This window comes from Plantibacter sp. RU18, assembly GCF_050613355.1.
In the GTDB taxonomy this organism is placed as follows: domain Bacteria; phylum Actinomycetota; class Actinomycetes; order Actinomycetales; family Microbacteriaceae; genus Plantibacter.
Map to the genome: position 1 here is coordinate 1,675,419 of NZ_CP159618.1, position 26,009 is coordinate 1,701,427.

Annotated in this window: 23 protein-coding genes; 14 read left to right on the top strand and 9 right to left on the bottom strand. The window is 68.4% G+C overall.

Annotated elements, in window-relative coordinates; genetic code table 11:
- Window positions 1–3: 3 nt before the first annotated feature.
- The 3 genes from ABMA10_RS08205 to corA form a co-directional block, all read right to left on the bottom strand.
- Window positions 4–450: a succinate dehydrogenase hydrophobic membrane anchor subunit gene (locus ABMA10_RS08205; protein WP_347870270.1), complete on the bottom strand. Its 447-nt coding sequence runs from the start codon at window positions 448–450 to the stop codon at window positions 4–6.
- The gene (sdhC, locus tag ABMA10_RS08210; protein ID WP_347870271.1) at window positions 450–878 is read right to left on the bottom strand and encodes a succinate dehydrogenase, cytochrome b556 subunit; all 429 of its coding nucleotides are present in this window, start codon (window positions 876–878) and stop codon (window positions 450–452) included. The genes ABMA10_RS08205 and sdhC overlap by 1 nt, the downstream gene beginning before the upstream one ends.
- A gap of 150 nt (window positions 879–1,028) precedes the next feature.
- Window positions 1,029–2,153, bottom strand: coding sequence for a magnesium/cobalt transporter CorA (corA, locus tag ABMA10_RS08215; RefSeq protein WP_347870272.1), 1,125 nt, complete (start codon window positions 2,151–2,153; stop codon window positions 1,029–1,031).
- 111 nt (window positions 2,154–2,264) lie between these two features.
- Between corA and ABMA10_RS08220 the strand changes: the two genes are divergently transcribed.
- A complete protein-coding gene (locus ABMA10_RS08220; RefSeq protein ID WP_347870273.1) occupies window positions 2,265–3,380 on the top strand; it encodes a mannose-1-phosphate guanylyltransferase in 1,116 nt (371 codons plus the stop codon).
- A gap of 13 nt (window positions 3,381–3,393) precedes the next feature.
- The gene (locus ABMA10_RS08225; protein WP_347870274.1) at window positions 3,394–3,882 is read left to right on the top strand and encodes a hypothetical protein; all 489 of its coding nucleotides are present in this window, start codon (window positions 3,394–3,396) and stop codon (window positions 3,880–3,882) included.
- Window positions 3,883–3,911: 29 nt separating this feature from the next.
- Here the strand turns inward: ABMA10_RS08225 and ABMA10_RS08230 are convergent, their stop codons facing one another.
- Window positions 3,912–4,916, bottom strand: a complete 1,005-nt coding sequence (locus ABMA10_RS08230) for a hypothetical protein (protein WP_347870275.1) — start codon at window positions 4,914–4,916, stop codon at window positions 3,912–3,914.
- 265 nt (window positions 4,917–5,181) lie between these two features.
- Here ABMA10_RS08230 and ABMA10_RS08235 point away from each other — a divergent pair, with 265 nt between their 5' ends.
- The 10 genes from ABMA10_RS08235 (at window position 5,182) to ABMA10_RS08280 (ending at window position 16,313) form a co-directional block, all read left to right on the top strand.
- Entirely contained in the window at window positions 5,182–6,894 is a 1,713-nt protein-coding gene (locus tag ABMA10_RS08235; protein ID WP_347870276.1) for an ATP-binding cassette domain-containing protein, read from the top strand.
- Window positions 6,895–7,161: 267 nt separating this feature from the next.
- Window positions 7,162–8,268, top strand: a complete 1,107-nt coding sequence (locus ABMA10_RS08240) for a BMP family lipoprotein (RefSeq protein WP_347870277.1) — start codon at window positions 7,162–7,164, stop codon at window positions 8,266–8,268.
- 157 nt (window positions 8,269–8,425) lie between these two features.
- The gene (locus ABMA10_RS08245) at window positions 8,426–9,940 is read left to right on the top strand and encodes an ABC transporter ATP-binding protein (protein ID WP_347870278.1); all 1,515 of its coding nucleotides are present in this window, start codon (window positions 8,426–8,428) and stop codon (window positions 9,938–9,940) included.
- On the top strand, window positions 9,937–11,223 hold the full coding sequence (locus tag ABMA10_RS08250) for an ABC transporter permease (protein WP_347870279.1): 1,287 nt from the start codon (window positions 9,937–9,939) through the stop codon (window positions 11,221–11,223). The genes ABMA10_RS08245 and ABMA10_RS08250 overlap by 4 nt, the downstream gene beginning before the upstream one ends.
- Complete coding sequence (locus ABMA10_RS08255; RefSeq protein ID WP_414693717.1) at window positions 11,220–12,518, top strand: ABC transporter permease; 1,299 nt, start codon at window positions 11,220–11,222, stop codon at window positions 12,516–12,518. The genes ABMA10_RS08250 and ABMA10_RS08255 overlap by 4 nt, the downstream gene beginning before the upstream one ends.
- Before the next feature lie 2 nt (window positions 12,519–12,520).
- Window positions 12,521–12,940: a cytidine deaminase gene (locus tag ABMA10_RS08260; protein WP_431031411.1), complete on the top strand. Its 420-nt coding sequence runs from the start codon at window positions 12,521–12,523 to the stop codon at window positions 12,938–12,940.
- Window positions 12,937–14,229, top strand: coding sequence for a thymidine phosphorylase (locus ABMA10_RS08265; protein ID WP_347870281.1), 1,293 nt, complete (start codon window positions 12,937–12,939; stop codon window positions 14,227–14,229). The genes ABMA10_RS08260 and ABMA10_RS08265 overlap by 4 nt, the downstream gene beginning before the upstream one ends.
- 96 nt (window positions 14,230–14,325) lie before the next feature.
- Entirely contained in the window at window positions 14,326–15,456 is a 1,131-nt protein-coding gene (locus tag ABMA10_RS08270) for an adenosine deaminase (RefSeq protein ID WP_347870282.1), read from the top strand.
- Window positions 15,457–15,576: 120 nt separating this feature from the next.
- Window positions 15,577–16,044: a PTS sugar transporter subunit IIA gene (locus ABMA10_RS08275; RefSeq protein ID WP_347870283.1), complete on the top strand. Its 468-nt coding sequence runs from the start codon at window positions 15,577–15,579 to the stop codon at window positions 16,042–16,044.
- Complete coding sequence (locus ABMA10_RS08280; protein WP_347870284.1) at window positions 16,041–16,313, top strand: PTS sugar transporter subunit IIB; 273 nt, start codon at window positions 16,041–16,043, stop codon at window positions 16,311–16,313. Before ABMA10_RS08275 ends, ABMA10_RS08280 begins: the two co-directional genes overlap by 4 nt.
- Window positions 16,314–16,394: 81 nt before the next feature.
- Here ABMA10_RS08280 and ABMA10_RS08285 read toward each other — a convergent pair whose 3' ends face one another.
- Both ABMA10_RS08285 and ABMA10_RS08290 read right to left on the bottom strand, forming a co-directional pair.
- A complete protein-coding gene (locus tag ABMA10_RS08285) occupies window positions 16,395–18,098 on the bottom strand; it encodes a phospho-sugar mutase (RefSeq protein WP_347870285.1) in 1,704 nt (567 codons plus the stop codon).
- Window positions 18,095–18,928 (bottom strand): purine-nucleoside phosphorylase, encoded by an 834-nt coding sequence (locus ABMA10_RS08290; RefSeq protein WP_347870286.1) that lies wholly within the window; start codon window positions 18,926–18,928, stop codon window positions 18,095–18,097. Before ABMA10_RS08290 ends, ABMA10_RS08285 begins: the two co-directional genes overlap by 4 nt.
- 129 nt (window positions 18,929–19,057) lie before the next feature.
- On the opposite strand from ABMA10_RS08290, the gene ABMA10_RS08295 reads away from it, so the two are divergent.
- Together ABMA10_RS08295 and ABMA10_RS08300 are read left to right on the top strand one after the other, a co-directional pair.
- Complete coding sequence (locus ABMA10_RS08295) at window positions 19,058–20,494, top strand: NAD(P)H-quinone dehydrogenase (protein ID WP_347870287.1); 1,437 nt, start codon at window positions 19,058–19,060, stop codon at window positions 20,492–20,494.
- A gap of 205 nt (window positions 20,495–20,699) precedes the next feature.
- The gene (locus ABMA10_RS08300; RefSeq protein ID WP_347870288.1) at window positions 20,700–21,584 is read left to right on the top strand and encodes a type IV toxin-antitoxin system AbiEi family antitoxin domain-containing protein; all 885 of its coding nucleotides are present in this window, start codon (window positions 20,700–20,702) and stop codon (window positions 21,582–21,584) included.
- A 93-nt stretch (window positions 21,585–21,677) separates the two neighbouring features.
- Here ABMA10_RS08300 and ABMA10_RS08305 read toward each other — a convergent pair whose 3' ends face one another.
- The 3 genes from ABMA10_RS08305 to ABMA10_RS08315 form a co-directional block, all read right to left on the bottom strand.
- Window positions 21,678–23,360 carry a helix-turn-helix transcriptional regulator gene (locus ABMA10_RS08305; RefSeq protein WP_431031412.1) on the bottom strand — a complete coding sequence of 561 codons (1,683 nt, stop codon included), beginning with the start codon at window positions 23,358–23,360 and terminating at the stop codon, window positions 21,678–21,680.
- 110 nt (window positions 23,361–23,470) lie between these two features.
- A complete protein-coding gene (locus tag ABMA10_RS08310) occupies window positions 23,471–25,231 on the bottom strand; it encodes a biotin carboxylase N-terminal domain-containing protein (RefSeq protein WP_347870290.1) in 1,761 nt (586 codons plus the stop codon).
- 97 nt (window positions 25,232–25,328) lie between these two features.
- Window positions 25,329–25,979 carry a Maf family protein gene (locus ABMA10_RS08315; RefSeq protein ID WP_347870291.1) on the bottom strand — a complete coding sequence of 217 codons (651 nt, stop codon included), beginning with the start codon at window positions 25,977–25,979 and terminating at the stop codon, window positions 25,329–25,331.
- Between the last annotated feature and the right edge of the window lie 30 nt (window positions 25,980–26,009).

Consider the following 26,009-nt stretch of genomic DNA (forward strand, 5'->3'; position numbering starts at 1 on the left):
TGCTTAGTTGGCGGGGCAGAACGAGGCGAGCAGGTCTGCAGGTGCGCCGGCGGGGCACGGGTCGAAGGTGAAGACGACCAGGGTCCCGAGGATGATGAGCACGACCACGGCCGCGAGGATCGCGCCCTTGAGGACGCCGCGGATGGTCCGCCCGGTGGCGTAGTCGTTCACGAGGGTGCGCATGCCGTTGCCGCCGTGGATGAGTGCGAGCCACAGCATCGCGACGTCCCACCACTGCCAGAACGGGTTGGAGAGCTTGCCGCCGACGAACGCGAAGTCGATGGCCTTGATGCCGTCGCCGACCATGAGGTTGACGAACAGGTGGCCGAAGATGAGGACCAGGAGGATCACGCCGGAGGCGCGCATGTAGATCCAGCCCCACTTCTCCCAGTTGACGCCCTTGCGGCGTGCGGGACGGGCGGGGGTGCGGGGAGCGGCGATCGTCGTCATCAGTGGCCCATCTCGCTGAACACGTTGATCAGGTGGCGCGGCGTGAATCCCAGCATCGTGATGGCCCAGAGGGCGAGCACGATCCAGAACATCGGTCGCTGGTACTTGGTGCCCTTCGACCAGAAGTCGATGAGGATGATCCGGATGCCGTTGTACGCGTGGTACGCGATGGCGGCGACGAGCGCCACCTCGCCGAGGCCCATGATCGGGTTCTTGTAGGTGCCGATGACGGCGTTGTACGCCTCTGGGGAGACCCGCACCAGTGCGGTGTCCAGGATGTGCACCAGGAGGAAGAAGAAGATTGCGACACCGGTGATCCGGTGGAGCACCCACGACCACATTCCCTCGCGGCCCCGGTACAGGGTGCCGGCGGGACGCTTGGATGTCGTGGATTCCAACGGTGACGTTCGCGTGAGACTCGCGGTCACGAGGTCCTCCTTGATAGTCGCTCTCTGCGGCAGATCGTTCTGCGGCGCGCTGCGCACCAGTGTAGGCGGATCAGGCGTCTTTTCGCCGCTAAGGGTGGCCTAAGTGTCTCGACGTCGAGAGAGTCGGGACACCGTGCGTCCACCCGGCGTTCACAGCCAGTTCCGTCGTTTGAACACCTTGTAGAGGATGACGCTGGTCGTCGCCATGAGGGCGAGCGCCATCGGGTATCCGAACCACCAGGAGAGTTCCGGCATGTGCGTGAAGTTCATGCCGTAGATGCCGGCGATGAGGCTCGGACCGAAGAGGATCGCGGCCCACGAGGAGATCTTCTTGACCTCGTCCCCCTGCGCCAGGCTCGCTTCGGTCATCTTGGCCATCTCCTCGTTCTGGCGCTGGCCGACGAGTGTGCTGTTGACCGTGAGGATGTCGCGGAGGAGTTCGCGGTACGCGTCGATCTTCTGGTTGACGCTCGTGAGGTGGTCGGCGACGTCCCGCAGCCCGCGCCGGAGCTCGTCGGCGACCCCGTACTTCTCGCTGCCCTGCTCGAGTGCATGCATGACGTCGCTGAGTGGGTGCGTCGCACGTTCGAAGGCGATGACCTCGCGGGAGAGCTGGTAGATGCGCCGCGAGACCTGGGACTCGCCGATGAACACCTGCTCCTCGATCTCGTCGATGTCGTTGGAGAGACCGGACACGACCGGGCCGTACCCGTCCACGACGGCGTCGATGATCGCGTACAGGATGGCCTGCGGGCCGTAGGCGAGCAGCTCGTGCTCCTCCTCCATCCGGGCGCGCACCTGCGAGAGGTCGGGCGACTCCGCATGGCGCAGCGTGATGACGAAGTTCGGCCCGACGAACACGTGCAGCTCGCCGAACTCGACCGTCTCCGACTCGTCGACGTAGTTCGCGGCTCGGAGGACGACGAAGAGGACGTCGTCGTAGCGTTCGATCTTGGGGCGTTGATGCGCGGTGATCGCGTCCTCGACCGCGAGCGGGTGCAGGCCGAACTCGTCGGCGAGGACTCCGAGTTCCCCGGCGTCCGGGCGGTACAGGCCGATCCAGGCGACGCCGTCGGGTGTCTCGCGGAGCGCACGGAAGGTGTCCTCGAGCGAGGTGAGCGTCGAAGTGCGGGCGCCGTGCCGGTAGACGCAGGCGTTGACGATGCTGTTCCGGCCGTCGAGATCGGCGGCGGCGGGCGGCCCGACGGGGTTGGGAGGCGTCTGCCGACTGCCGAAGGAGGGGATCGGGATCCCGAGGACGTTGCGTCCGGCCATGCCTCACCTCTGTCCACTCGCTCTGGGTCGAGCTGGTGCTCATGTTAACCCCGCCGGATGGCGGCTTGGTGACGCCAGATCCGTGTCGGGTCCGACCGCTACGCTGGGCAGATGACCACGCCCCTCGAACGCTTCTACGCAGTGATCCCGGCCGGCGGCATCGGCAGTCGTCTGTGGCCCCTCTCGCGGGCAGACGCGCCGAAGTTCCTGCACGACCTCACCGGGTCCGGCAGCACGCTCCTCCGCGCGACCTGGGACCGTCTGGCCCCGATCGCCGGCGACCAGCGCATCATGGTCGTCACCGGACGCGCGCACCGTGCCGCCGTGGAGCAGCAGCTCCCGGACCTCGCAGACGCCAACGTCGTCCTCGAGAGCGAGCCACGCGACTCGACCGCCGCGATCGGGCTGGCCGCCGCGATCCTCGTCCGCCGCGAACCGGACGTCATCGTCGGCTCCTTCGCCGCCGACCACGTGATCCGGGGTGACCGCCTGTTCCGCGCCGCAGTCGCGCAGGCGGTCAACGCCGCCGAGGAACGCTACATCGTCACCATCGGCATCCAGCCGACGGAACCCGCCATCGGCTTCGGATACATCAGGAGCGCGCACGAGCTCGGCATCGAGGGCGCGGAGAGTGTCATGCTCGTCGACTCCTTCGTCGAGAAGCCGGACCTCGCCACCGCCAAGCGCTACGTGACGAGCGGCGAGCACCTGTGGAACGCCGGCATGTTCATCTCGCGAGCAGACGTCCTGCTCGAGGAGATCGGCCGACAGAAGCCGGAGTTGCTCGCAGGCCTCCTCGAACTGGCCGAGGCCTGGGACGACCCCGCGACACGCGGGCCCGTGGTCGACCGCGTCTGGCCTGCACTCGAGAAGATCGCGATCGACTACTCGGTCGCGGAGCCTGCCGCCGCCGCTGGGCGCATGGCCGTCGTCCCCGCCCACTTCGACTGGGACGACGTGGGCGACTTCGCATCGCTCGCGAAGCTCAACTCCGGCGGTCGCAAGTCCGACCTCGCGATCCTGGGTGAGAACGCCCGTGTCCTGTCGGACGCGTCGAGCGGCATCGTCGTCAGCCAGACAGGGCGGGTCATCAGTCTGATCGGCGTCCAGGACATCGTGGTCGTGGACACCCCGGACGCCCTGTTGGTGACCACGAGCGCGAACGCCCAGCGAGTGAAGAGCGTCGTCGACGCGCTGAAGCTCTCCGGCCGCGACGACGTCCTCTGATCGGCGGTGACCGGTGAGCGACGCGCGGGTGCTCCTGCACCTCGCCGCCGCACGCCTCGAGGCCGCCGCAGTTCCGGACGAAGCCCTCGCTGAGGTCTACACCCCGCGCGGGCTCCCGCTCGTCAAGCGCGCACCGGCACTGCGTCCGATCGGTCGCGCCTGGCGGCTCGGCGTTGTGCTGTTGTCAGCGGACGGCCGGTTGTTCACGGCCGCGGAGTCCACGCGCGCGATCGAACCGAAGTGGTTCAACCACCGCTCGACGGAGGTGGAGCACCGTCGTCTCGCGCAGCAGGCCGCTCATCGTGGCCCGTTCGCTGAGGGGGAGGTGGTGAACTTCGAGGTCGTCGAGCTCGCCGTGGACGACGCATCCCTGCGCGACGGCTCCGGCCCGCTCTCGCTCGTGGACGACACGGTGATGCTGCGGTGGGCGGGCCACGACCTCGGCCTCACCCGGCTCGACGCGTATCTCGACGACCGCGTCTCGCTCCTCATCGGCGACTGAGGCCGCGTCGCACACACGCGGGGCGTTGGTCAGATTGCTGGGCCGAACCACTCCGTGTACAGACGCCAGAAGTTGCGGTTGCCGTAGGCGCTGCAGGCGTCGCCCGTGCCGGACACGTTCGTGAGGGCCGCCGCGTTCGGCTGGTACGGCGTGTAGAGGTACAGGTTCGCGGTGGCCTGGTTCGTGATGTCGACCTCGGTGCCGCCGCACGCCGTGTCCGGGTTGTACTGGATGTACACCTTCCCCAGGTGGTACGCGCGCTGGTAGGACTCGCCCGGCACGTTCAGCGGGTAGAGCGTGTACTGCCGGAACTGCCAGGCCGAGCGGTACACCTGGTTCTGGAAGCCGAAGTAGTCGGCGTCGCAGCTGGCGCTGAAGTCCGGGCCGGTGTCCGGGCAGCCCCACCCCATCGCCCGGGCGTAGCCGTACTCGCTCGGCGAGGTGATGAGCGACTGCTCCTTCTGCATCAGCACGAGGAGCACTTTGGGGTTGATCCCGCAGGCACGGGCGACCTTCGTGACGATACGCGCTGCGGATTCGTTGACGGCGCCGCGGTAGGCCTCGCAGTGTCCTGGCTCCGCTGCCGGGACCGACTCCGTGCTGTCTCTGAAGTCGGCGAGGCAGGGGACACCGTCCTTGGGTGTGCACGGCTGGGAGGCGAAGAACGCCTGGACGTCCGCCTCGTTCATCGCGTTCGCGTCGTAGAAGTTCACGTCGCTGATGATCTCGCCGGGGTCGAAGTCGGTCCCGCGGACGGTGGGCGTCTCGGCGGGCTTCGGTGTCGCACTCGGCTTGGGTGTCGTCGTCGCGCCGTGGGTCGGGGTCGGCTTGCGGGTGGCCGGTGGTGCAGTGGTCGGGGACGTGCTCGGAACCGCACTCGGTGTGGTGCTCGTCGCGAACGCCACCGTCGACCAGGCAGGCGCGGCGCCGAGCGCGAGGACCACTCCGACCGCGGTCGCCGTGAGCAGGGCGCCGAGGCCGTGTCGGCGACGTGACCGACGCGGCGCGAGCGGGGGAGCCGACGGAGCACGCATACGACCAAGCCTAATCGCGAGGACCGACCATCGGGGTTGCGGCGCACGCTGGCGGCCATTAGCCTGGCTGCACTGTGAAGATCTGAGCGAATCGACCTCCCGTGTCCGCGGCCCTGCGTTGCCCAGTGCGACCTGCCCGACGGGAAACCATCGAGGTACGCCGACTTCATCCAGCTCCCGTGTGTGATCCAGAGCCCAGCTCCGTCGATCGCCGCACCCGAGACGTTCGACCAGGTCGTGCCTCCCATCCGAGAGGCGGTCGCGCATGCGAGCACCCGAAACGAATCATCTGTCTACCCGTCCGTCCGGCCGCGCAGGCTTCGGCCGCACTGCCGACATCCAGCAGCTTCGCGCCGACGGCGTCAGCCGCTCGTTCGGCGACCGCGTCGTGCTCCGCGATGTCGATCTCGTCGTCGCGGGCGGTGAGCGGCTCGGCCTGATCGGGGAGAACGGGGCCGGCAAGTCGACGCTGTTGCGCCTGCTCGCCGGTCTCGACGAGGCTGACGACGGCGAGGTGCTGCGTCCTGTCCGCACCGGCATCCTGCTGCAGGAGATCGGACTGCCCCCGGAGTCCACCGTCGGGGAGCTGCTCGAGCAGGCGCTCGGCGAGGTGCGGGCCATCGAGCGCGAGCTGGAGCAGTCCGCGCAGGCGCTCGGTGATCCCTCGGCAGCTGCGGACGGCTCCGCCGAGCATCGGTACGCAGCCGCACTCGAAGCCGCGGAGCGCGCCGACGTGTGGTCGGCCGACGCGCGGCTCGACGCCGTCGTGGACGGTCTCGGGCTGTCGGGGATCGAGCGGTCCAGGACGCTCGCCGAGGTGAGCGGTGGCCAGCGGTCGCGGCTCGCGCTCGCCGCCCTGCTGGTCGCCCGTCCCACCGCGCTGCTGCTCGACGAGCCGACCAACCACCTCGACGACGGGGCGGTCGCGTACCTTCGCGGCGAGCTCATCGCGTGGCCTGGGCCGGTGCTGTTCGCGAGCCACGACCGTGCGTTCCTCGACGAGGTCGCGACCGGTCTGGTCGACATCGATCCGTCTCGTCCCGTCCCCGTCGGTGAGCCGTCACCGGCGGTCGTCTTCGGCGGCCCGTTCAGCGAGTACCTCGGATGGAAGTCCGCAGAACTCACGCGATGGATCGGGCGGTATGCGGACGAGCAGGACGAGCTCCGACGGCTCGCGGGCGCCGTGCACGACGTGGCCCCGAAGATCAACCACGACCGCGGCATCCGGGACAACAACCGGATGGCGTTCGGTATGCGCGGCGATCGCGTGGAGCAGCAGATCAGTCGGCGGGTGCGGAACGCACAGCTGCGGCTCGAGGTGCTCGGACGCGAGCAGGTGCGCAAGCCTCCCGCGCCGCTCACCTTCGCAGGCATCCCGAGCGGGTCGATGGTCCTCGAGGACGGTGAGCAGCTCATCGAGCTCCAGGATGCGCGGCTCGACGGGCGGTTGGCACTCGATCGGCTGCGGTTGGCCCCCCCCCGCACCAGGCTGCTCGTCACCGGCGCGAACGGAGCGGGGAAGTCGACGCTGCTCGCAGTGCTCGCGGGATCACTGCGGCTCGACGGCGGACGCCTCCTGCGTCGTCGCGGCCTCCGGGTCGGGCTGCTCGAGCAGGACGTCGTGTTCGAGGACCCGGACAGCTCGCCGCGGGCGGTCTACGAACGCACGCTCGGCGAGGGGCGGGCTGCGCGCACACCGCTCGCCGCGCTCGGACTGATCGCCGCACGGGATCTCGATCGACCGGTCGGGCACCTGTCGGTCGGTCAGCAGCGACGGTTGGCGCTCGCGCTCATCATCGCGAGACCGCCGCACCTGTTCCTGCTCGATGAGCCGACGAACCATCTCTCGTTGTCGCTGGCAACGGAACTTGAGGAGGCGCTCGGCAGCTATCCGGGCGCGGTCGTGATCGCGAGCCACGACCGTTGGCTGCGGCGTCGATGGTCGGAGGAGGTGCTCGCGCTTCGCGCACCGGCGTGATGCCGATTCGCGTCCCGTAAGTAGGGGTCGGCAGGCGCCCTGCGCGCCGAGCTGCCCGACGATTCCACAAATGATGCTCAGATGCGCACGGTCCTGACGACACCGTGCGCGTCTGAGCGAGAGCAGTGTTTCCGGCGTATTGCGCGGCTGCCACCGTTCTGTAACGCTTCGGTCGCGAAGCTGGAATCGTCCATCCGCCCGACGTCACATTGGGTAACGTAACCCCATACGCCCCGCGACCCGTGGGGCTGCATCTTGGAGGCTACCTTGGCAATCTCAACTCGGAAGGCCGCTGCGGGCGCAATCGCCGGCGTCGGACTCATGGCACTGCTCGCCGGCTGCGCATCGGCACCCAGCACCGGCAGCGGCGACGCGACCGGTGCCGCGTCCGACTTCCTCCCCTGCATGGTCTCCGACGCAGGTGGCTTCACCGACAAGTCCTTCAACCAGCTCGGCTACGAGGGCCTGACCGAAGCCGCGAAGGACCTCGGCGTCGAGCCCATCACCGTCCAGTCCGACAAGGCCGACGACTACAAGCCGAACCTGCAGAGCCTCGCCGATCAGGGCTGCTCACTGATCGTGAGCGTCGGCTTCGCGCTGTCGGCAGACACGGTCACCGCGGCCCTCGCCAACCCGGACATCGACTACGCGATCATCGACGACGCGGCCGACAACGACTTCGACGGCAAGGTCGATGCCCCGAACATCAAGCCGATCCTCTTCGACACCGTGCAGGCCGCGTTCCTCGCAGGCTACGCAGCAGCCGACTACTCGAAGACCGGCGTCGTCGGCACCTTCGGTGGTCAGCCCTTCCCGTCCGTCCAGATCTTCATGGACGGCTTCGCCGAGGGCGTCGCGTACTACAACGAGCAGAAGGGCAAGAGCGTCCAGGTCGTCGGATGGGACGTCGCCGCCCAGACCGGTTCGTTCACCGGTGGCTTCGAGGCCAACGACACCGCCAAGCAGCTCGCCCGCACGCTCATCGACCAGAACGCTGACGTGCTCCTGCCCGTCGGTGGCCCGATCTTCCTGAGCGCGATCGCCGAGATCCAGGAGACCGGCAAGGACATCGCGATGATCGGTGTCGACGCCGACCTCTACGAGACGAACCCCGAGAACAAGGGTCTCTTCCTCACCTCCATCCTCAAGGGCATGAAGGCCGGCGTCGCCGACACCGTGACCGAGGCAGGCGGCGGCTCGTTCGACGCAGCGGCCTACATCGGCACGCTCGAGAACGACGGCGTCGGCATCGCGCCGTTCCACGACTTCGAGTCCAAGGTCTCCCCGACCCTGACCGACGAGCTCGAGACCATCAAGGCAGGCATCATCGACGGCTCCATCAAGGCGACCTCGGTCTCCTCGCCCGTCAAGTAGTCCCTCTTCACCCCGGGTACGCCTGGGTCTCCGGGGGGAGGTCGCGATCCGCGGCCTCCCCCCGGTCTGTTCGCGGCACGGTGCACGGCGACCCCGTCCACCGGAGCCGCATATCCGACGCGTGCCTCACAGCAACCCGTGACTTAGATTGGGACCCATGAAGCTCCAGCTCCGCGGCATCACCAAACGGTTCGGCGCACTCACCGCCAACGACCACATCGACCTCACCGTTGAACCGGGGGAGATCCACGCTCTCCTCGGCGAGAACGGTGCAGGCAAGTCCACCCTCATGAACGTGCTCTACGGTCTCTACCAGGCCGACGAGGGCGAGATCCTCCTGGACGACGTCGTCCAGCACTTCCAAGGCCCCGGCGACGCCATGAGCGCCGGTATCGGCATGGTGCACCAGCACTTCATGCTCATCCCCGTCTTCACCGTCGCCGAGAACGTCATGCTCGGCCACGAGCAGACCAGGAGCGGAGGCCGCCTCGACGTCGCAGCGGCCCGCAAGCGGGTCTCCGACATCTCGGAACGCTTCGGTTTCAGCCTCGACCCGGATGCCATCGTCGGCGATCTGCCCGTCGGTGTGCAGCAGCGCGTCGAGATCGTCAAGGCGCTGTCCCGCAACGCCAACGTCCTCGTGTTCGATGAGCCCACAGCAGTGCTCACGCCGCAGGAGACCGACGAGCTCATGGCGATCATGAAGCAGCTCCGCGATGAGGGCACCTCGATCGTCTTCATCACGCACAAGCTGCGTGAGGTCCGCGAGGTCGCCGACCGCATCACCGTGATCAGGCTCGGCAAGGTCGTCGGCGAGGCGTCGCCCACCGCGACGAACGCGGAACTCGCCTCGCTCATGGTCGGCCGCCCGGTCGAACTCACGGTGCACAAGGAGGCGCCGAAGCTCGGCGGGGCCACCTTCACCGTGCGCGACCTCTCGGTCATCGACCATCTCGGTCAGCTCGTCGTCAACAGCGTCAGCTTCGAGGTCCAGGAGGGTGAGGTGCTCGCCATCGCCGGCGTCCAGGGCAACGGACAGACCGAGCTCACCGAAGCGATCCTCGGCCTCCAGCCGCACACCAAGGGCAGCATCAAGCTCGACGGTGTCGAGCTCGTCGGCTCCACCCCGCGCAAGGTCCTCGACGCCGGCGTCGGGTTCGTGCCGGAGGACCGCTCGGAGGACGGCCTCGTGAAGCAGTTCACGATCGCCGAGAACCTCATGCTCGACCGTTCGACCGGCGCCCCGTTCGTCAAGGCGGGCAACGTGCAGCGCGGATACCGCGACGACTTCGCCCGGGAGAAGTCGAAGGAGTTCGACGTCCGCTCGCAGGGCATCGAATCGCCCGCCGGCTCCCTGTCCGGCGGCAACCAGCAGAAGGTCGTACTCGCCCGCGAACTCAGCCGCGATCTGCGGCTGTTCGTCGCCGCTCAGCCCACACGCGGCATCGACGTCGGATCGATCGAGTTCGTCCACAAGCGCATCGTCGCGACCCGCGACGCCGGCATCCCCGTCATCGTCGTCTCGACCGAGCTCGACGAAGTCGTCGCGCTCGCCGACAGGATCGCCGTCATGTACCGCGGCGGCATCGTCGGCATCGTCCCGGCGAACACACCCAGAGAGATCCTCGGCCTCATGATGGCCGGCGAACTCCCGGCAGGAGCAGCAGCATGAGCGACACCACCCACAACCCGCCTGGCACGGTCCAGCCGGTGGCTCCGGGGGAGACCCCGACGGACACCACCCAACCGCGCTCGAACAAGGTGCTCGCGGAGATCCTCAATTCGAGCGTCGTGATCTCGATCCTGGCGGTCGTGCTCGCGATGATCGCCGGAGCGATCCTCATCGCACTGACCGACCCGAAGGTGCACGCCGCGGCGGGGTACTTCCTCGCTCGCCCAGGCGACACCATCGCCGCCGTCTGGCAGTCCGCGACCGGAGCCTACGGTGCGCTGTTCCAGGGCGCGATCTACAACTTCAAGCGCCCCGACTTCCTGAACGGCATCCGCCCGCTGACCGAGACGCTCACCTTCGCGACTCCGCTGATCCTCGCCGGACTCGGCGTCGGTCTCGCGTTCCGCGTCGGTATGTTCAACATCGGTGGGCGCGGTCAGATGCTGATCGCAGCGGCGTGCGCCGGCTGGGTCGGCTTCACGCTCGACCTCCCGCCGGTCGTGCACCTGCTCGTCGCAGTCGCCGCAGGCATCATCGGTGGAGCGTTCTGGGGCGGCATCGTCGGCCTGCTGAAGGCGCGCACGGGAGCGCACGAGGTGATCATCACGATCATGCTCAACTACGTCGCGTTCTATCTCATCACCTTCATGCTCTCCACCCAGGGACTCCTGCAGGCCCCGGGCTCGAACGTGCCGAAGAGCGCGGCGATGGCGCCGAACGCGGTCCTGCCGAAGCTGCTCGGTGACCGCTACAACCTGCACGCCGGGTTCCTGCTCGCACTCATCGCGGTCGTCTTCGTCTGGTGGCTGTTCAGCCGCTCCTCGATCGGCTTCCGCTTCCGGGCGGTCGGCGAGAACCCGAACGCGGCCCGCGTCGCCGGAATCGACGTGAAGAACACCTACGTCTACGCCATGCTGCTCTCCGGTGGTCTCATCGGTCTCGCCGGTGTCTCGCAGGTGCTCGGAACCGTCACCTCGGGCTTCGACAACGGCATCGACGCGGGCATCGGCTTCGACGCCATCACCGTCGCGCTCCTCGGACGGAGTCGACCGGGTGGCATCCTCATCGCCGGCATCCTGTTCGGCGCGCTGAAGGCGGGCGGGTACTCGATGCAGGCGACCCAGGGCGTCAACGTGCCGATCGACATCGTGCTCGTGCTCCAAGCACTCATCGTGCTGTTCATCGCGGCTCCGCCGCTCGTGCGGGCGATCTTCTTCCTGCCGAAGCCCGACGGATCGCCGCGCGTGTCGCGTCGCGCCGCCAAGAAGGAGGTGTCCGCGTGAGCACCGTCACGACCGACCAGCAGGCCCAGCCTGCAGCAGACGCACCGATCGTCCTCGAGACCGTGGTCGTCCGGAGTTGGAAGGCACCGATCGCCTTCGGCATCTTCACCGTCATCGCCTTCCTGCTCTTCATCATCTGGCACCGCGACGGCAACAGCACGTTCCGCCTCTCGAGCGACGGCGACCTCATCCAACTGCCGACCGTCGTGCTGCCCGCGACCGTCACGGGCATCGTCGTCACGATCCTCCTCGCGGGTGTCACGGCGCTGAGCGCCTACCTCGTCACCACGGGCAAGAAGGTACCGCTCTGGCTCATCACCGTCTTCGGTGTGCTGTTCATGGTCGGCTTCCTGTCCTGGGCCGCCGCCGGCAAGGCGATCCCGATCACAGGGCTCCTGCTCGGAACAGTCGCCCTGAGCGTGCCGCTCATCTTCGGCGCGCTCGGCGGCGTCATCTCCGAGCGCGTCGGGGTCGTGAACATCGCGATCGAGGGTCAGCTCCTCGCCGGTGCGTTCTCGAGCGCCTTCGTCGCCTCGTTGACGGGCAACGCGTTCCTCGGCCTCATCGCCGCGATGATCGCCGGCATGCTCGTCAGCTTCCTGCTCGCGGCGTTCTCGATCAAGTACCTCGTCGACCAGGTGATCGTCGGTGTCGTGCTCAACGTCCTGGTCGTCGGCCTCACGAGCTTCCTGTATTCGCAGGTGCTCACGAAGGACGAGAACCTGTTCAACAACCCGCCGAAGTTCCCGCGCATCAACATCCCGATCCTGAGCGAGATCCCGCTCATCGGGCCGGTGCTGTTCCGACAGACGATCATCATCTACCTGATGTACATCGCCGTGGCCGTTGTGTTCTTCTGCCTGTTCTACACGCGCTGGGGCCTCCGCCTCCGCGCCGTCGGCGAGCACCCGCAGGCCGCGGACACGGTCGGTATCAACGTGAACCGGACGCGTTTCTGGAATGTCGCGCTCGCCGGCGCCATCGTGGGTCTCGGCGGTGCGTACTTCACGCTCGGATCGGTGGGTGCGTTCAACAAGGAGATGACGGCCGGCGCAGGCTACATCGCGCTCGCGGCGGTCATCTTCGGCCGCTGGGATCCGTTGAAGGCGACGCTCGCCGCGCTGCTGTTCGGCTTCACGCAGAACCTGCAGTTCGCGTTGAGCGCCATCGGTTCCCCGGTGCCAAGCGCGTTCATGCTGATGCTGCCGTACGTCGTGACGATCTTCGCGGTCGCTGGTCTCGTCGGCATCTCGCGTGGCCCGGCGGCCGCCGGCAAACCCTACGTGAAGGGGTGACGATGACCGACGTGTCGACCACCCCGGACATCGACTGGGACGCCCTGCATGCCGCTGCGAAGGACGCGATGGGGAACGCCTACGTGCCCTACAGTCGCTTCCCGGTGGGTGCGGCAGCCCTCGTCGACGACGGCCGGATCATCTCCGGCTGCAATGTGGAGAACGCCAGCTACGGCCTGACACTGTGCGCCGAGTGCGCCCTCGTGTCCTCGCTGCACATGACGGGCGGTGGGCGCCTCGTGGCGTTCGCCTGCGTCGACGGCCACGGCAACCGCCTGATGCCGTGCGGGCGTTGCCGCCAACTGCTGTACGAGCACTCGACGGCGGGCATGCTGCTCGACACCGTCTCCGGCATCCGCACCATCGACGAGGTCCTCCCGGACGCCTTCGGACCCCGCCAACTCGAGGAGTACCACGCATGAGCACCGTAGAGGCCTTCGACGTCGTCGACCTCATCCGCACGAAGCGCGACCGGGGCGAGCTGTCGACGCCGCAGATCGACTGGCTGATCGATGCGTTCACCCGCGGCTACGTCGCCGACGAGCAGATGTCCTCGCTCGCCATGGCGATCCTGCTGAACGGGATGGACCGTCGCGAGATCCGCGACCTCACACTCGCGATGATCGCGAGCGGGGAACGGATGAGCTTCGCGTCACTCGACAAGCCGACGTCCGACAAGCATTCGACGGGCGGCGTCGGCGACAAGATCACCCTGCCGCTCGCGCCGCTCGTCGCCGTGTTCGGCGTCGCCGTGCCGCAGCTGTCCGGTCGCGGCCTCGGCCACACGGGTGGCACGCTCGACAAGCTCGAGAGCATCCCGGGCTGGCGCGCAGCGTTGACCAACGACGAGATGATGGCGCAGCTCGCCGACGTGGGTGCGGTCATCTGCGCAGCGGGTTCCGGACTCGCTCCGGCGGACAAGCGGCTGTACGCGCTGCGCGACACGACGGGCACGGTCGAGGCCATCCCGCTCATCGCCTCGAGCATCATGTCGAAGAAGATCGCCGAGGGCACCGGTGCGCTGGTGCTCGACGTGAAGTTCGGTTCCGGCGCGTTCATGCGGGACTACGAGCGGGCCGAGGAGCTCGCCCGGACGATGGTCGCGCTCGGCACCGACGCGGGTGTCGCGACGACCGCGCTGCTGACCGACATGAACGTCCCGCTCGGCCTCGCGATCGGCAATGCGAACGAGGTGCGCGAGTCCGTCGAGGTCCTCGCGGGCGGTGGCCCGTCCGACGTCGTCGAGTTGACGCTCGCGCTCGCGAAGGAGATGCTGCGGCTGGCCGGCCAGCCGGACGCCGACGTCGAGGCCGCCCTTGCGGACGGCCGTGCGATGGACGTCTGGAAGCGCATGATCCGCGCGCAGGACGGCGATCCGGACGCGGGTCTGCCGGTCGCGAAAGAGACCCACGTGGTCCTCGCGGAGCGCGACGGTGTGCTCGCCACGCAAGAGGCGCTGCCGTTCGGTATCGCTGCCTGGCGGCTCGGCGCTGGTCGCGCGCGGCAGCAGGATCCGGTGGTCCACGCTGCCGGCATCGACCTCCACGCGAAGCCCGGAGACCGGGTGACCGCCGGCCAGCCGCTGTTCACGCTGTCCGCCGACGACGAGGCCCGCTTCCCGCGCGCGCTCGAAGCGCTCGAAGGTGCCTACTCGATCGCCGACACGGCGCCGGCCCGAGGTCCCATCATCCGAGCCCGCATCGAGGCCTGATCCGTCGGTCGAGGCGAGGCACTCGGTCGTTTGCGCCCACGGCTCGACGATGAAGTGCCTCGCCCGACCGGATCGGCGAGCGGTACAGTGAAACCCGTGACCTCTGCAGACGAATCCCCCCTGTCCGGCATCGACTTCCGCTCACTGCCGAAGATCTCGCTCCACGACCACCTCGACGGCGGCGTGCGACCCGCGACGATCATCGAATTGGCCGAACCGCTCGGCGTCGACGTACCCGTCGGAGACCCGGAAGGCCTCGCCGACTGGTTCTACGCCCAGTGCAACGCCGGCTCGCTCGTCGAGTACCTCAAGACCTTCGACCTCACGATCGCCGTCATGCAGACCCACGAAGGCCTGGTGCGTGTCGCCCGCGAGTTCGTACAGGACCTCGCAGCGGACGGTGTCATCTACGGCGAGGTCCGATGGGCCCCCGAACAGCACCTCACGCGTGGGCTGAGCCTCGACGCGGTCGTCGAGGCCGTCCAGGAGGGCATCGAGCTCGGCATCCAGGACGCCGCGCACAGTGGCTCCGACATCCAGATCGGGCAGCTCGTCACAGCGATGCGTCACGCCGACCGCGGCCTCGAGATCGCGGAACTCGCCGTCCGCCACCGCGAGCGCGGTGTCGTCGGCTTCGACATCGCCGGTGCTGAGGCCGGTTTCCCGGCCAGCAAGCACCGTCTCGCGTTCGACTACCTCGCGGCTGAACTGTTCCCGGTCACAGCCCACGCCGGCGAGGCGGACGGCATCGAATCCATCCGCGGCGCCCTCCTCGACGGGCGAGCCCTCCGCCTGGGCCATGGTGTCCGTATCGCCGAGGACATCTTCATCGAGCGCGACGACGCCGAGTCGCTGTACGCCACTCTCGGTCCCGTCGCCGAATGGGTTCGCGATCGGAAGATCCCGCTCGAACTCAGCCCGCAGTCGAACCTGCAGACCGGAGCGATCGCCGCCTGGGGAGTCGACCTCGAGGACCACCCGTTCGATCTGCTGTACCAGCTCGACTTCAACGTGACGGTCAACGTCGACAACCGCACGATGAGCGACACGAGCCTCACGAAGGAGCTCTCGCTCCTCACGGAGACCTTCGACTACGACCTCACCGACCTCGAGACGTTCCAGTTGAATGCGGCGTCTGCGACCTTCCAGCCGCTCGAGATCCGCGAAGCGCTCGCCGACCGCATCACCGAGGCCTTCGACGAAGCCCTCGGCGACGACGAAGACTGACCCGCAGCATGTGCCGCGCCGTCTGAGGGACTGCGTGGCACACGCGGGGCAAGTCGCTCAGCCTCCGGGCGATACGCTTGCACCGGCCCGACCGGGTCGTCCACCCCTCTGATTGAAGCGATGCCACTCCCAGACCTGCCCGAAGCCCGCGTCGTCCTCCGCGCTGCAGCGGCCGACTGGCGTGAGGCCGTCCGCGAGATCGGCGCCCTGCTCGCCGGCAGTGGCGCGACGGAACCCGGCTACACCCAGCGCATGATCGACGTCATCGACGAATTCGGGGCGTACGTCGTGATCGCGCCAGGCCTCGCCCTCGCGCACGCACGTCCCGGCGACGACGTCCGCGAGGATGCCCTCGCCGTGCTCACCCTCGACGAACCGGTCCGCTTCGGCCACCCGCACAACGACCCCGTGAGCGTCGTGCTCGGCCTCGCCGTGACGACATCCGAGTCTCATGTCGGCTGGGTTGCGGAGATCGCCAACGTGTTCAACGACCCGAGCGCCATCCCGCGGCTCGCCGCAGCCACCACGGTGGACGAGGTGCGTGCCGTGTTCGGCGCTGCACCGTCCGTCGAGGAGGATCCAGCGTGAAGATCGTCGCCATCTGCGGCTCCGGAGTCGGATCCTCCGCGATCCTCAAGCTCAACGCCGAACGGGCACTCGAACGCCTCGACCTCGAAGCCGAGGTCATCGCAGGCGACATCGAGAGCCTGCAGACGACGGCCGCCGACGCCCAGGTGATCCTGACGTCACCCGAGCTCGTCGAGCACATCGGGAAGACGTTCGCGGACGTCGTCGTCATCGACAACTACTTCGACCTCGCGGAACTCACCGAGAAGCTCGAACGCGCCATCGGCTGAACGACCGCGTCGGACCACCTCGACAAGCTCGGTGAGCGGGTGGTCCCGATCGCTGAGCGTATCGAAGGGATTCCCACCGGATCAGGACACGAGTGCCGTGAGGTCGATCCGCAGCGCGGCGAGGCGCGTCGCGACGGTGGATGAGCGCTCTGCTGCGTCGCTCCCGCTCGACTGCACGTCGACGTACACCTTGAGCTTCGGCTCCGTGCCGCTCGGCCGGATCATGATCCGTGTACCGTCGTCGAGCCAGAGCCGCAGGACGTCGCTTGGTGGCAACGTCTCGAAACCGTCGGCGAGATCGTCGATGCGCGTCACCGTGGCGCCGGCGACCGAGGTGGGCGGCAGGTCACGCAGGCGTGCCATGACCTCGCCGATGCGCGTCAGTTCGGCGTAGCGGATCGAGATCTGGTCACTGCCGAAGGAACCGAAGGTCGCGGCGAAGCGGTCGAGCAGCGCAGCGACATCCTCACCGGCCTGGGCCGAGGCGGTCGCCATGCCGAGGAAGGCGACGGCTGCCGAGATGCCGTCCTTGTCGCGGACCGTCCCAGGGTTCACGAGGTAGCCGAGGGCCTCCTCGAAACCGAACACCATCCCGGGGGTGCGGGAGATCCACTTGAAGCCCGTGAGGGTCTCCTGGAACGCCAGACCGTGCGCTTCGGCGACGGTTCGCAGGGCGGGTGAGGACACGATGGAGCACGCGAGCGTGCCCTCCGGCGCGGCATCACCGGTGAGTGCTGCGCTCGCGCCAAGCGCTGCGCGCCAGCCGAGCAGGAGCCCGACCTCGTTGCCCGTGAGGCGCCGGTATCCGGAGGGCTCTGCGGCGTCGGGGATGGCGATCGCCAACCGGTCCGCGTCGGGGTCGTTGGCGATGATGAGGTCTGCACCGCTTGCCCGGGCCGTCGCGAACGACAGATCGAGTGCGCCGGGCTCCTCGGGGTTCGGGAAGCTCACCGTGCGGAACGTCGGGTCAGGATCGATCTGCTCCGTCACGAGCTCGGGCGGTGGGTAGCCCGCGACGGCGAGGACCCGTTGCATGGTCTCCCAGCCGACGCCGTGCATCGCGGTGTACACCACACGCAGCTGCTCGCCGGCGGGTGCCGGGGCGACGTCGGCGGTCGCGGCGACGTAGGAGTCGACGACGTCCTCGCCCGCGGTCTCATAGGCGTTGCTCCGCGGGAGCTCCTGGACGAGGCCGGTGTCGGCGACCCGCGCGATGTGTGCGGCGATCGCCGCATCGGCGGGGGAGACGATCTGCGAGCCGTATTGCTCGCCGCCGAGGTACACCTTGTACCCGTTGTCAGCGGGCGGGTTGTGGCTCGCCGTCACCATGACGCCGGCACTCGCGTCGAAGTAGCGGACGGCGAAGGCCAGCACCGGGGTCGGGAGCAGGCGCGGGAGCAGGATCGCGCGCACGCCGGCGCCGGCCATGAGCTCAGCCGTGTCGGTCGCGAAGACCGCGGAGTTCTTCCTGCCGTCGTAGCCGATGACGATGCTCGGGGTGACGCCGGGGGCGGCCTGTTCGAGCAGGTATGCGGCAAGACCGGCGGCCGCCTGCGAGACGAGCACCCGGTTCATCCGGTTGGAGCCTGCTTCGATGCGACCGCGCAGGCCGGCGGTGCCGAACTGGAGCCGCGAGTCGAAGCGGTCGTGCAGCTCCGCGACCGCGACGTCGTCGGACGCCCGGGCGCGCTCGACGAGTCCGGCGAGTTCGGCACGTGTCTCGTCGTCGGGATCCTGGGCGAGCCAGGCCTCCGCGACGTCGAGCAGCGCCTTCCCGTCGCTCACAGTGCGGCGACGATCTGCGCGAGGAGCTTGCTGATCACCGGCTCGGCCGCCTGGCCGGCTTCGATGACCTCTGCGTGGCTGAGCGGCGTCTGCTGGATGCCGGCGGCGAGGTTCGTGATGAGTGACATGCCGAGCACCTCCATGCCCGCCTGACGGGCGGCGATCGCCTCGAGGGCGGTCGACATGCCGACGATGTGGCCGCCCATCGCCTTCGCCATCTGGACCTCCGCCGGCGTCTCGTAGTGGGGACCGCGGAACTGCGTGTAGACCCCCTCGTCGAGCTCGGGAGCGATGGAGTGGGCGATGTCGCGGAGGCGCTTCGCGTAGAGGTCGGTGAGGTCGATGAAGGTCGCGCCCTCGAGCGGCGAGTCGGCGGTGAGGTTGAGGTGGTCGCTGATGAGGACAGGTGTGCCGGGTGTCCAGTGGTCCTTGATGCCGCCGGCGCCGTTCGTGAGCACCATGATCTTCGCGCCGGCAGCTGCCGCGGTGCGCACACTGTGCACGACGCGGCGCACGCCGTGGTTCTCGTAGTAGTGGGTGCGGGCACCGATGACGAGGGCGCGCTTGCCGCTCGGCAGGAGCACCGAACGCAGGGTACCGACGTGGCCTTCGAGTGCGGGTTTCGAGAACCCGATGATCTCGGAGGCGGAGATGGTGGCGGTCGTCTCACCGATGAGGTCCGCCGCCTTCCCCCAGCCGCTGCCGAGTGTGAGGGCGATGTCGTGCTGGTCGACGCCGGTCTTCTCGGCGATCTGGCCGGCGGCTTCGCGTGCGATCTCGAAGGGATCGATGTCGGACAGATCGAGTGGGTTCGCAGAGGTTTCGGACATCCTCTCACTCTAGACATCGCACGGGGTCCTCCCCAACCGGGTGGACCCCGCTCATCCGCGCAGTGCGCGCCGGTCGAGAGGTGCCGCCTCAGTTTGGTTCAGTCCCTGATGAAGCGCGAGAATGGACGCATGGCCAACGAGTTCGAACGCAAGCAGCGAGTCGCGATCATCGGAGGCGGTCCTGGCGGGTACGAGGCCGCTCTCGCGGGAGCCCAGCTCGGAGCCGATGTCACGCTCGTGGAGCGCACCGGTGTCGGCGGTGCTGCGGTCATCACGGACGTCGTCCCCTCGAAGAGCCTCATCGCGACCGCCGACGCGGTCGGCGCGATCGGCGAGGCCGCAGACCTCGGTGTGCAGTTCTTCGTGCGATCCGACGTCACCGGCAAGCCCAGTCGTCCCGAGGTCGCAGTCAACCTCCAGGCGGTCAACAAACGACTGCTCGGACTCGCGCGTCAACAGTCCGAGGACATGCGCGCGGGCCTCATCCGGGCCGGAGTCCGCATCGTCAACGGCCAGGGGCGTCTCGACGGCCCCAACGAGGTCATCGTCTCGACCGACCTCTCCGGCGGCACCGACTTCGACCGCATCGAGGCGGACACCGTCGTCGTGTCCGTCGGTGCGAGCCCTCGGCAGCTGCCGACAGCCCTTCCCGACGGTGAGCGGATCCTCACCTGGACGCAGCTCTACAACCTCACCTCGGTTCCCGAACACCTCATCGTGGTCGGCTCGGGCGTCACGGGCGCCGAATTCGCTTCCGCATACACGGCCCTCGGCTCCAAGGTCACGCTGATCTCCAGCCGCGACCAGGTCCTGCCGGGCGAGGATGCGGACGCTGCGGCCGTCATCGAGAACGTCTTCAAGCGCAACGGCATGACCGTCCTGTCGAAATCGCGAGCCGATTCCGTCACCCGCACCGAGAACGGTGTCGTCGCGACGCTGTCGGACGGGCGCACGGTGGAGGGGTCGCACTGCCTCATGGCGGTCGGGTCCGTGCCGAACACCGCAGGGATCGGCCTCGAGGAGGCCGGCGTCCAGCTGACCGAGTCCGGACACATCCGCGTGAACCGGGTCGCACGGACGAGTGTCCCGAACATCTACGCCGCCGGCGACTGCACGACCTTCATGCCGCTCGCCTCGGTCGCCTCGATGCAGGGCCGCACGTCGATGCTGCACGCGATGGGTGACGCCGTGAACCCGACGGAGATCCGGAATGTCGCGGCGAACATCTTCACGCAGCCGGAGATCGCGACCGTCGGGTGGACGCAGAAGCAGATCGAGGACGGCATCGCCCAGGGCGAGATCTACAAGTTGCCGCTCGCGCAGAACCCCCGCGCGAAGATGATGGGGATCAAGGACGGTTTCGTGAAGCTGTTCGCCCGCACCGGGAGCGGGACGGTCATCGGCGGCGTGATCGTCGCCCCGAAGGCGAGCGAGCTCATCTTCCCCCTCGCGCTCGCGGTGGAGCAGCGTCTGAACGTCGACCAGGTCGCCCGGGCGTTCACGGTCTACCCGTCGCTCACCGGCTCGATCACGGACGCCGCTCGCGCGATGCACATCGTCCAGTAACCCCTCTCGTTCATCAGAATTCAGGGAAAGTATCACGGTCCGGCCTCTCACGCCGCGGTACCTAGCGGAAATCGGACATCAGGTCCGCGCTCTCCTGAGATTCCCTGAATTCTGAAGCTCCTCCACAGGGGATCGTCGAGGCTCGGCGGTCCGCGGATCGGACGGATCGGCTCCGGAAGCGACCGCGGATCGCGACGCTCGATGCATGCTGAGGATCGAACGTGTCATCGTGCAACTCGGAGGGATCGCGACCCGACGTCAGCTGCTGGCCGCAGGATTCACCGGTCCTGAGCTCACTGCAGCGGTCCGCGAGGCCGTCATCAGCCGGGTTCGGCAGGGCTATTACGCCAGCCAGAGCACGCCGATCGCGTCCCGCGTCGCCGTGCGGATCGGGGGAGCGGTCGGTTGTCTGACCGCCGCAGGCACCTACGGGTTCTGGGACGGTATGGACGCTCGTGTGCACGTCTCGGTACCGCATCTCGCGAGCAGACTGCGGACCAGGCAGCCGCTCGTCGCGTTTCCCTCGGCGCGCCGATCAGATGTGTTCCCCGAACCGGTCGTGCTGCATTGGACGGCCGAACCGCGGCCACACGTCGCGGGGCCTGAAACGTGGCGGGTGAGTCGCGACGAGGCTCTGCGACAGGTCATGCACTGCGCGGAGGCAGAGGACGCGATCGCCTGCTGGGAGACCGCACTCTCATCAGGGACGCTGCCGCAGGACACGCTTGCACGTATTGCATCGGGGCTGCCGATGCATCTTCGACGACGCGCAGCCCTCGTGCAGGCCGGTGCGGAGTCCGGCCCTGAATCGCTCGTCGGTCAACGCCTCGTCCGTGCGGGCTTCGCGGTGCGCCGACAGGCCGTGTTCGCGGGCATCGGACGTGTCGATCTCCTGGTCGGCGAACGCCTGGTGGTCGAGGTGGACGGGTTCGCCTACCACTCGGATCCAGCGCGTTTCGAGTCGGATCGACGACGCGACGCGCTGCTGACCGCTGCTGGCCAGGTGGTCATCCGCCTGTCGTTCCGCCAAGTGATGTTCGACTGGCCGTTCTGCGAGCGCATCATCCGTGAAGCCCTCGCCACCCACTGATCCGTCCCTCTTCAGAATTCAGGGAATCAGCTTCGCGAAACTGTCGGATGTCCGATTTCCGCTAGCTCCGGGGGCGATAGCTGGCCCGCGCGCTCAGATTCCCTGAATTCTGTTGCGTGCAGTAGGGGAGGCGGAGAGGGGCGTCGAGCGATCGGCGAGGACGATCCGGGCGACGGAGACACGCGAGCGCACCGCCCAGGCATCGAAGACGGCGCTCAAGTGCTTCTCGACGGTCTTCCGGGAGATGCCCAGCGATGCGGCGATCTCATCGTTCGAGAGTCCATCGGCGACGAGTTCGACGATGTCCCTCTGGCGCGGTGTCAGCCGGACGGCCGGAATCCGGACGGTGCTGCGCGGCAGCGTGGCGGGCAAGCGCGACGGAAGCTGGCGGCGCGACACGATGCCGAAGGCGGCGAGGACCCTGGTGAGGTGCGCATCCACCGTGCGCGAGGACAGCTGCAGGATGGACGCCACCTGGGCCGTCGAGTTGCCCTCGGCGGACAGCAGCGCGACCTCACGCTCGCGCGGCGACAGTCCGTCCCAGCCGGATCCCGTCGCAGGGGCGAGACGGCGACCGATGGCCTTCAACTCTCGTGCCGCTGCACGGGTGGCGGCCGTGTGACCGGCACGAGCGGTATGGTCGGCCAGCACGGACAGTTCACGGACCGCCTGTCCGCGGTCGGACATGGCGACGAGGGCGCGCGTGGCGAGGAGTTCCGCGATCCCGGCTTCGAGCATGCGACCGTCCGCGAGCGCGCGGTCGACGGCTGCTCTGGCGAGGGCGAGGGATCCGGCTGCGTCCCCTCCGAGCAACGCGAGCTTGCACTGCATCCGGAGGATCGCAGGGCCGGGGATGCGTCGGTCGACGTCTGCTGCGATGAACCCGATGAGGCGCTCCATCTCGACGACGTCACCGTCGAGGAAGGCGCTCGCGACGAGCAGCTCGATGGCCAGCGCCCGGTCCTGGACGGACAGTCCGCTGAAGTCGTCGCCGGAAGCACTCCGCGCGAGTGCCGCTGCGCCGTGATCGTCTGTGAGTGCGGCGAGGCCGAAGCCGACGAGCAGGTAGCAGGTGCTCTCGAAGGCCCCGGACGGTTCGGGGACGGCTTGGCGGACGCGGCGGGCGAGAGCACGGGTCGCGGCGTGTTCGGCTCGGTTCCCCGCGACGAGGCAACGCACGGCCTCGGCGTACAGGCTCGTCGGGCCGGACGACGATTGGGCGAGCATCCTGATCGAGACGGCCTCTGCCTCGGCGAGGCGACCCTCGTTCACGAGGAGTCGCGCGATGACGCCGTCGATGAGTGCGCGGAACACACGGTCCGGGGTGGTTTCGAGCACCGTTTCGAAGGCGTCGGCGAAGCGACGCGCGAGTCCGATGCGTACGTTGACCACAGCGCCCTCGACGAGGAGGTAGCCGGCGAGCCAGCCGAGTTCGGGATCCAGCGGTCCACCGTCGTCGACCAGGCGGATGGCCTCCTCGAAGCACCCCTCGAGTGCTGACGCGTCCGAGCGGTCTGAGCCGAGTGCGAGACCCGCAGCGCCGAGCGCGAGCAGCCGGGTGGTCCTCTCCGTGCCGGACGATGCGGCGACGGCCCGCGCGGCGTCGCGACGGGATCCCGCGAAGTCCGCCGCCGTGTACCGCACGTAGGCGAGCAGCGAGAGCAGACGGGGATCGGACCCACTGCCGGATGCGGCTTCGAGCAGCGCGACCCCACCGGCGGCGTCGAAGCCGGCGACACGTTCGAGCGCGTCCGCCAGGAGGTCGGGTGTTGACACCCGCTCAGCGTACCGCTGCGATGCGGTCGGAGGTGAGAGCGCTGTCACGTCGTGAGACGGCGATCGCCCGCGGCCCTCAGCGGGCGGCGGGCGATCATGAGGTCGATGCGCTAGCTGATGGTGAGCAGCTGATGACCGGACGAGACCGTGGCTCCGACGATGACGTCGATCGAGCCGATGGTTCCGTCCTTGTGGGCGGTGATCGGCTGCTCCATCTTCATCGCCTCGAGGACGACGACGAGGTCGCCCTTCACGACGGTGTCGCCCTCGGCGACAGCGAGCTTGATGATGGTCGCCTGCATGGGGGCGTTCACGGAGTCGCCGGTTGCACCGGAGACGACGGCTGCGCCACCACGTCGGTGCGGGGCCGGTGCGGCGACCGGGGCTCCGACGTTCAGACCCAGCTGGCCGCCGGGGAGGCTGACTTCGAGGCGCTTGCCGCCGACCTCGACCACGACGGTCGACCTGGCTGCCGGGGCCTGCTGTTCGTCGATCGAACCGTCCCACGCGGGGATGTCGTTGACGAACTCGGTCTCGATCCAGCGCGTGTAGATGCCGAACGTCCCGTCCTCGGCGGTGAAGGCCGGGTCACGGACGATCTTGCGGTGGAAGGGGATGACGGTCGGGAGTCCGGCGACCTCGAACTCGTCGAGAGCGCGACGGCTGCGTTCGAGCGCTTCCTCGCGGGTGCGGCCGGTGACGATGATCTTCCCGAGCAGCGAGTCGAACGCGCCGGAGATCGTGTCACCAGCGGTGACGCCCGAGTCCAGACGGACGCCGGGGCCGCCGAAGGTCTTGAACACGTGGATCGGGCCCGGCTGGGGGAGGAAGCCGCGACCCGGGTCCTCTCCGTTGATCCGGAACTCGAACGAGTGGCCGGTGGGCTCCGGGTCCTCGTAGTCGAGGACGCCGCCTTCGGCGAGCCGGAACTGCTCGCGGACGAGGTCGATCCCGGTGATCTCCTCCGAGACGGGGTGCTCGACCTGGAGCCGCGTGTTGACCTCGAGGAACGAGACCGTGCCGTCCTTGCCGATGAGGAACTCGCAGGTGCCTGCGCCGACGTAGCCGACCTCCTTGAGGATCGCCTTCGAGGCGCGGTAGAGCTCGTCGTTCTGCTCCTGCGTGAGGAACGGGGCGGGAGCCTCCTCGACGAGCTTCTGGTGGCGGCGCTGCAGGGAGCAGTCGCGCGTGGAGACGACCACGACGTTGCCGTGTGTGTCGGCGAGACACTGGGTCTCGACGTGGCGCGGCTGGTCGAGGTATTTCTCGACGAAGCACTCGCCGCGACCGAACGCGGCGATGGCCTCGCGGGTGGCCGATTCGAACAGCTCGGCGACCTCCTCGCGTTCGCGGGCGACCTTGAGACCGCGTCCGCCGCCGCCGAACGCCGCTTTGATGGCGACCGGGAGGCCGTGGATGTCGACGAAGTCCAGGACCTCCTCGGCACCGGAGACGGGGTTGAGGGTGCCAGGGGCGAGCGGGGCACCCACCTTCTCGGCGACGTGGCGTGCGGAGACCTTGTCTCCGAGGCGCTCGATGGCCTCGGGCGACGGACCGATCCAGATCAGCCCGGCGGCGATGACGGCGCGGGCGAAGTCGGCGTTCTCTGCGAGGAAGCCGTACCCCGGGTGCACGGCGTCGGCGCCGGAGCGTCGGGCGATCGACAGGATCTTGTCGATCACGAGGTAGGTGTCAGCGCTCGTGGTGCCGTCGAGTGCGTAGGCCTCGTCGGCGAGGCGGGCATGCATGGCGTCGCGATCCTGGTCGGCGTAGACGGCGACGGAGGCGATCCCGCTGTCTTTCGCAGCGCGGATGACGCGGACGGCGATCTCGCCACGATTGGCGATGAGGACCTTGTTTATACGTGGCACAGTCCACGAGCCTACCTGCAGGGTGGGCGCACCCTTTAGCGCACACGCACAAAAAAAGCCGCCCGAACGACGTGCAGCCTCTACAAGTCGGGCCGGTTCAGAGCGCGCCAGCGCGGTTCCGCAGCTCGTGCCAGTCGTGTCCGAGCGTCCGGACGAGGCGGCGGAGCGTGGGCAGCGACAGGCCGACGACGGTGGACGGGTCGCCGACGATCCGGGTGATGAACGCGGCCCCGAGGCTGTCGATCGTGAACGCGCCCGCGACGAACAGCGGTTCGCCCGATGCGATGTACGCATCGATCTCGTCGTCTTCGAGATCGTCGGCGAAGGACACCTCAGCCGTCGCCACCGCGCCGATGCCCACCGGTGTCGGCCCGGTGCAGTCGATGAGCCAGTGTCCTGAGCACAGGGTGCCGGTGCGGCCCCGCTGCGCCTGCCAGCGTTCGCGGGCCCGCTCGGCGGTGTGGGGTTTGCCGTGCACGACTCCGTCGAGCACGAAGACCGAATCGCCGCCGAGGATGAGGTCGACGTCGTCACCGCGACCCCGGGCGACGGCGAGCGATGCCTCCGCCTTGGCCCTGGCGAGCAGCGCGACCACTTCCTCCGGGGAGAGCGGTGCCCCTGCTGCCGCCGTCGCCGTCTCGACCGCAAGGTCCTCGTCGACGGACGACGGGACGACCAGCGGTTCGATGCCGCTCGAGCGCAGGAGCGCGAGTCTGGCGGGCGAGGTGGAGGCGAGAGTAAGGCGCACGGCTGGTCCTTCTGGGCGGACGGTGGACTC

Coding starts and splice junctions, on each gene's coding strand:
- ABMA10_RS08205 (WP_347870270.1), bottom strand. CDS start 450: ATGACGACGATCGCCGCTCCCCGCACCCCCGCCCGTCCCGCACGCCGC.
- corA (WP_347870272.1), bottom strand. CDS start 2,153: ATGGCCGGACGCAACGTCCTCGGGATCCCGATCCCCTCCTTCGGCAGT.
- ABMA10_RS08220 (WP_347870273.1), top strand. CDS start 2,265: ATGACCACGCCCCTCGAACGCTTCTACGCAGTGATCCCGGCCGGCGGC.
- ABMA10_RS08230 (WP_347870275.1), bottom strand. CDS start 4,916: ATGCGTGCTCCGTCGGCTCCCCCGCTCGCGCCGCGTCGGTCACGTCGC.
- ABMA10_RS08235 (WP_347870276.1), top strand. CDS start 5,182: ATGCGAGCACCCGAAACGAATCATCTGTCTACCCGTCCGTCCGGCCGC.
- ABMA10_RS08245 (WP_347870278.1), top strand. CDS start 8,426: ATGAAGCTCCAGCTCCGCGGCATCACCAAACGGTTCGGCGCACTCACC.
- ABMA10_RS08250 (WP_347870279.1), top strand. CDS start 9,937: ATGAGCGACACCACCCACAACCCGCCTGGCACGGTCCAGCCGGTGGCT.
- ABMA10_RS08260 (WP_431031411.1), top strand. CDS start 12,521: ATGACCGACGTGTCGACCACCCCGGACATCGACTGGGACGCCCTGCAT.
- ABMA10_RS08265 (WP_347870281.1), top strand. CDS start 12,937: ATGAGCACCGTAGAGGCCTTCGACGTCGTCGACCTCATCCGCACGAAG.
- ABMA10_RS08275 (WP_347870283.1), top strand. CDS start 15,577: ATGCCACTCCCAGACCTGCCCGAAGCCCGCGTCGTCCTCCGCGCTGCA.
- ABMA10_RS08290 (WP_347870286.1), bottom strand. CDS start 18,928: ATGTCCGAAACCTCTGCGAACCCACTCGATCTGTCCGACATCGATCCC.
- ABMA10_RS08295 (WP_347870287.1), top strand. CDS start 19,058: ATGGCCAACGAGTTCGAACGCAAGCAGCGAGTCGCGATCATCGGAGGC.
- ABMA10_RS08300 (WP_347870288.1), top strand. CDS start 20,700: ATGCTGAGGATCGAACGTGTCATCGTGCAACTCGGAGGGATCGCGACC.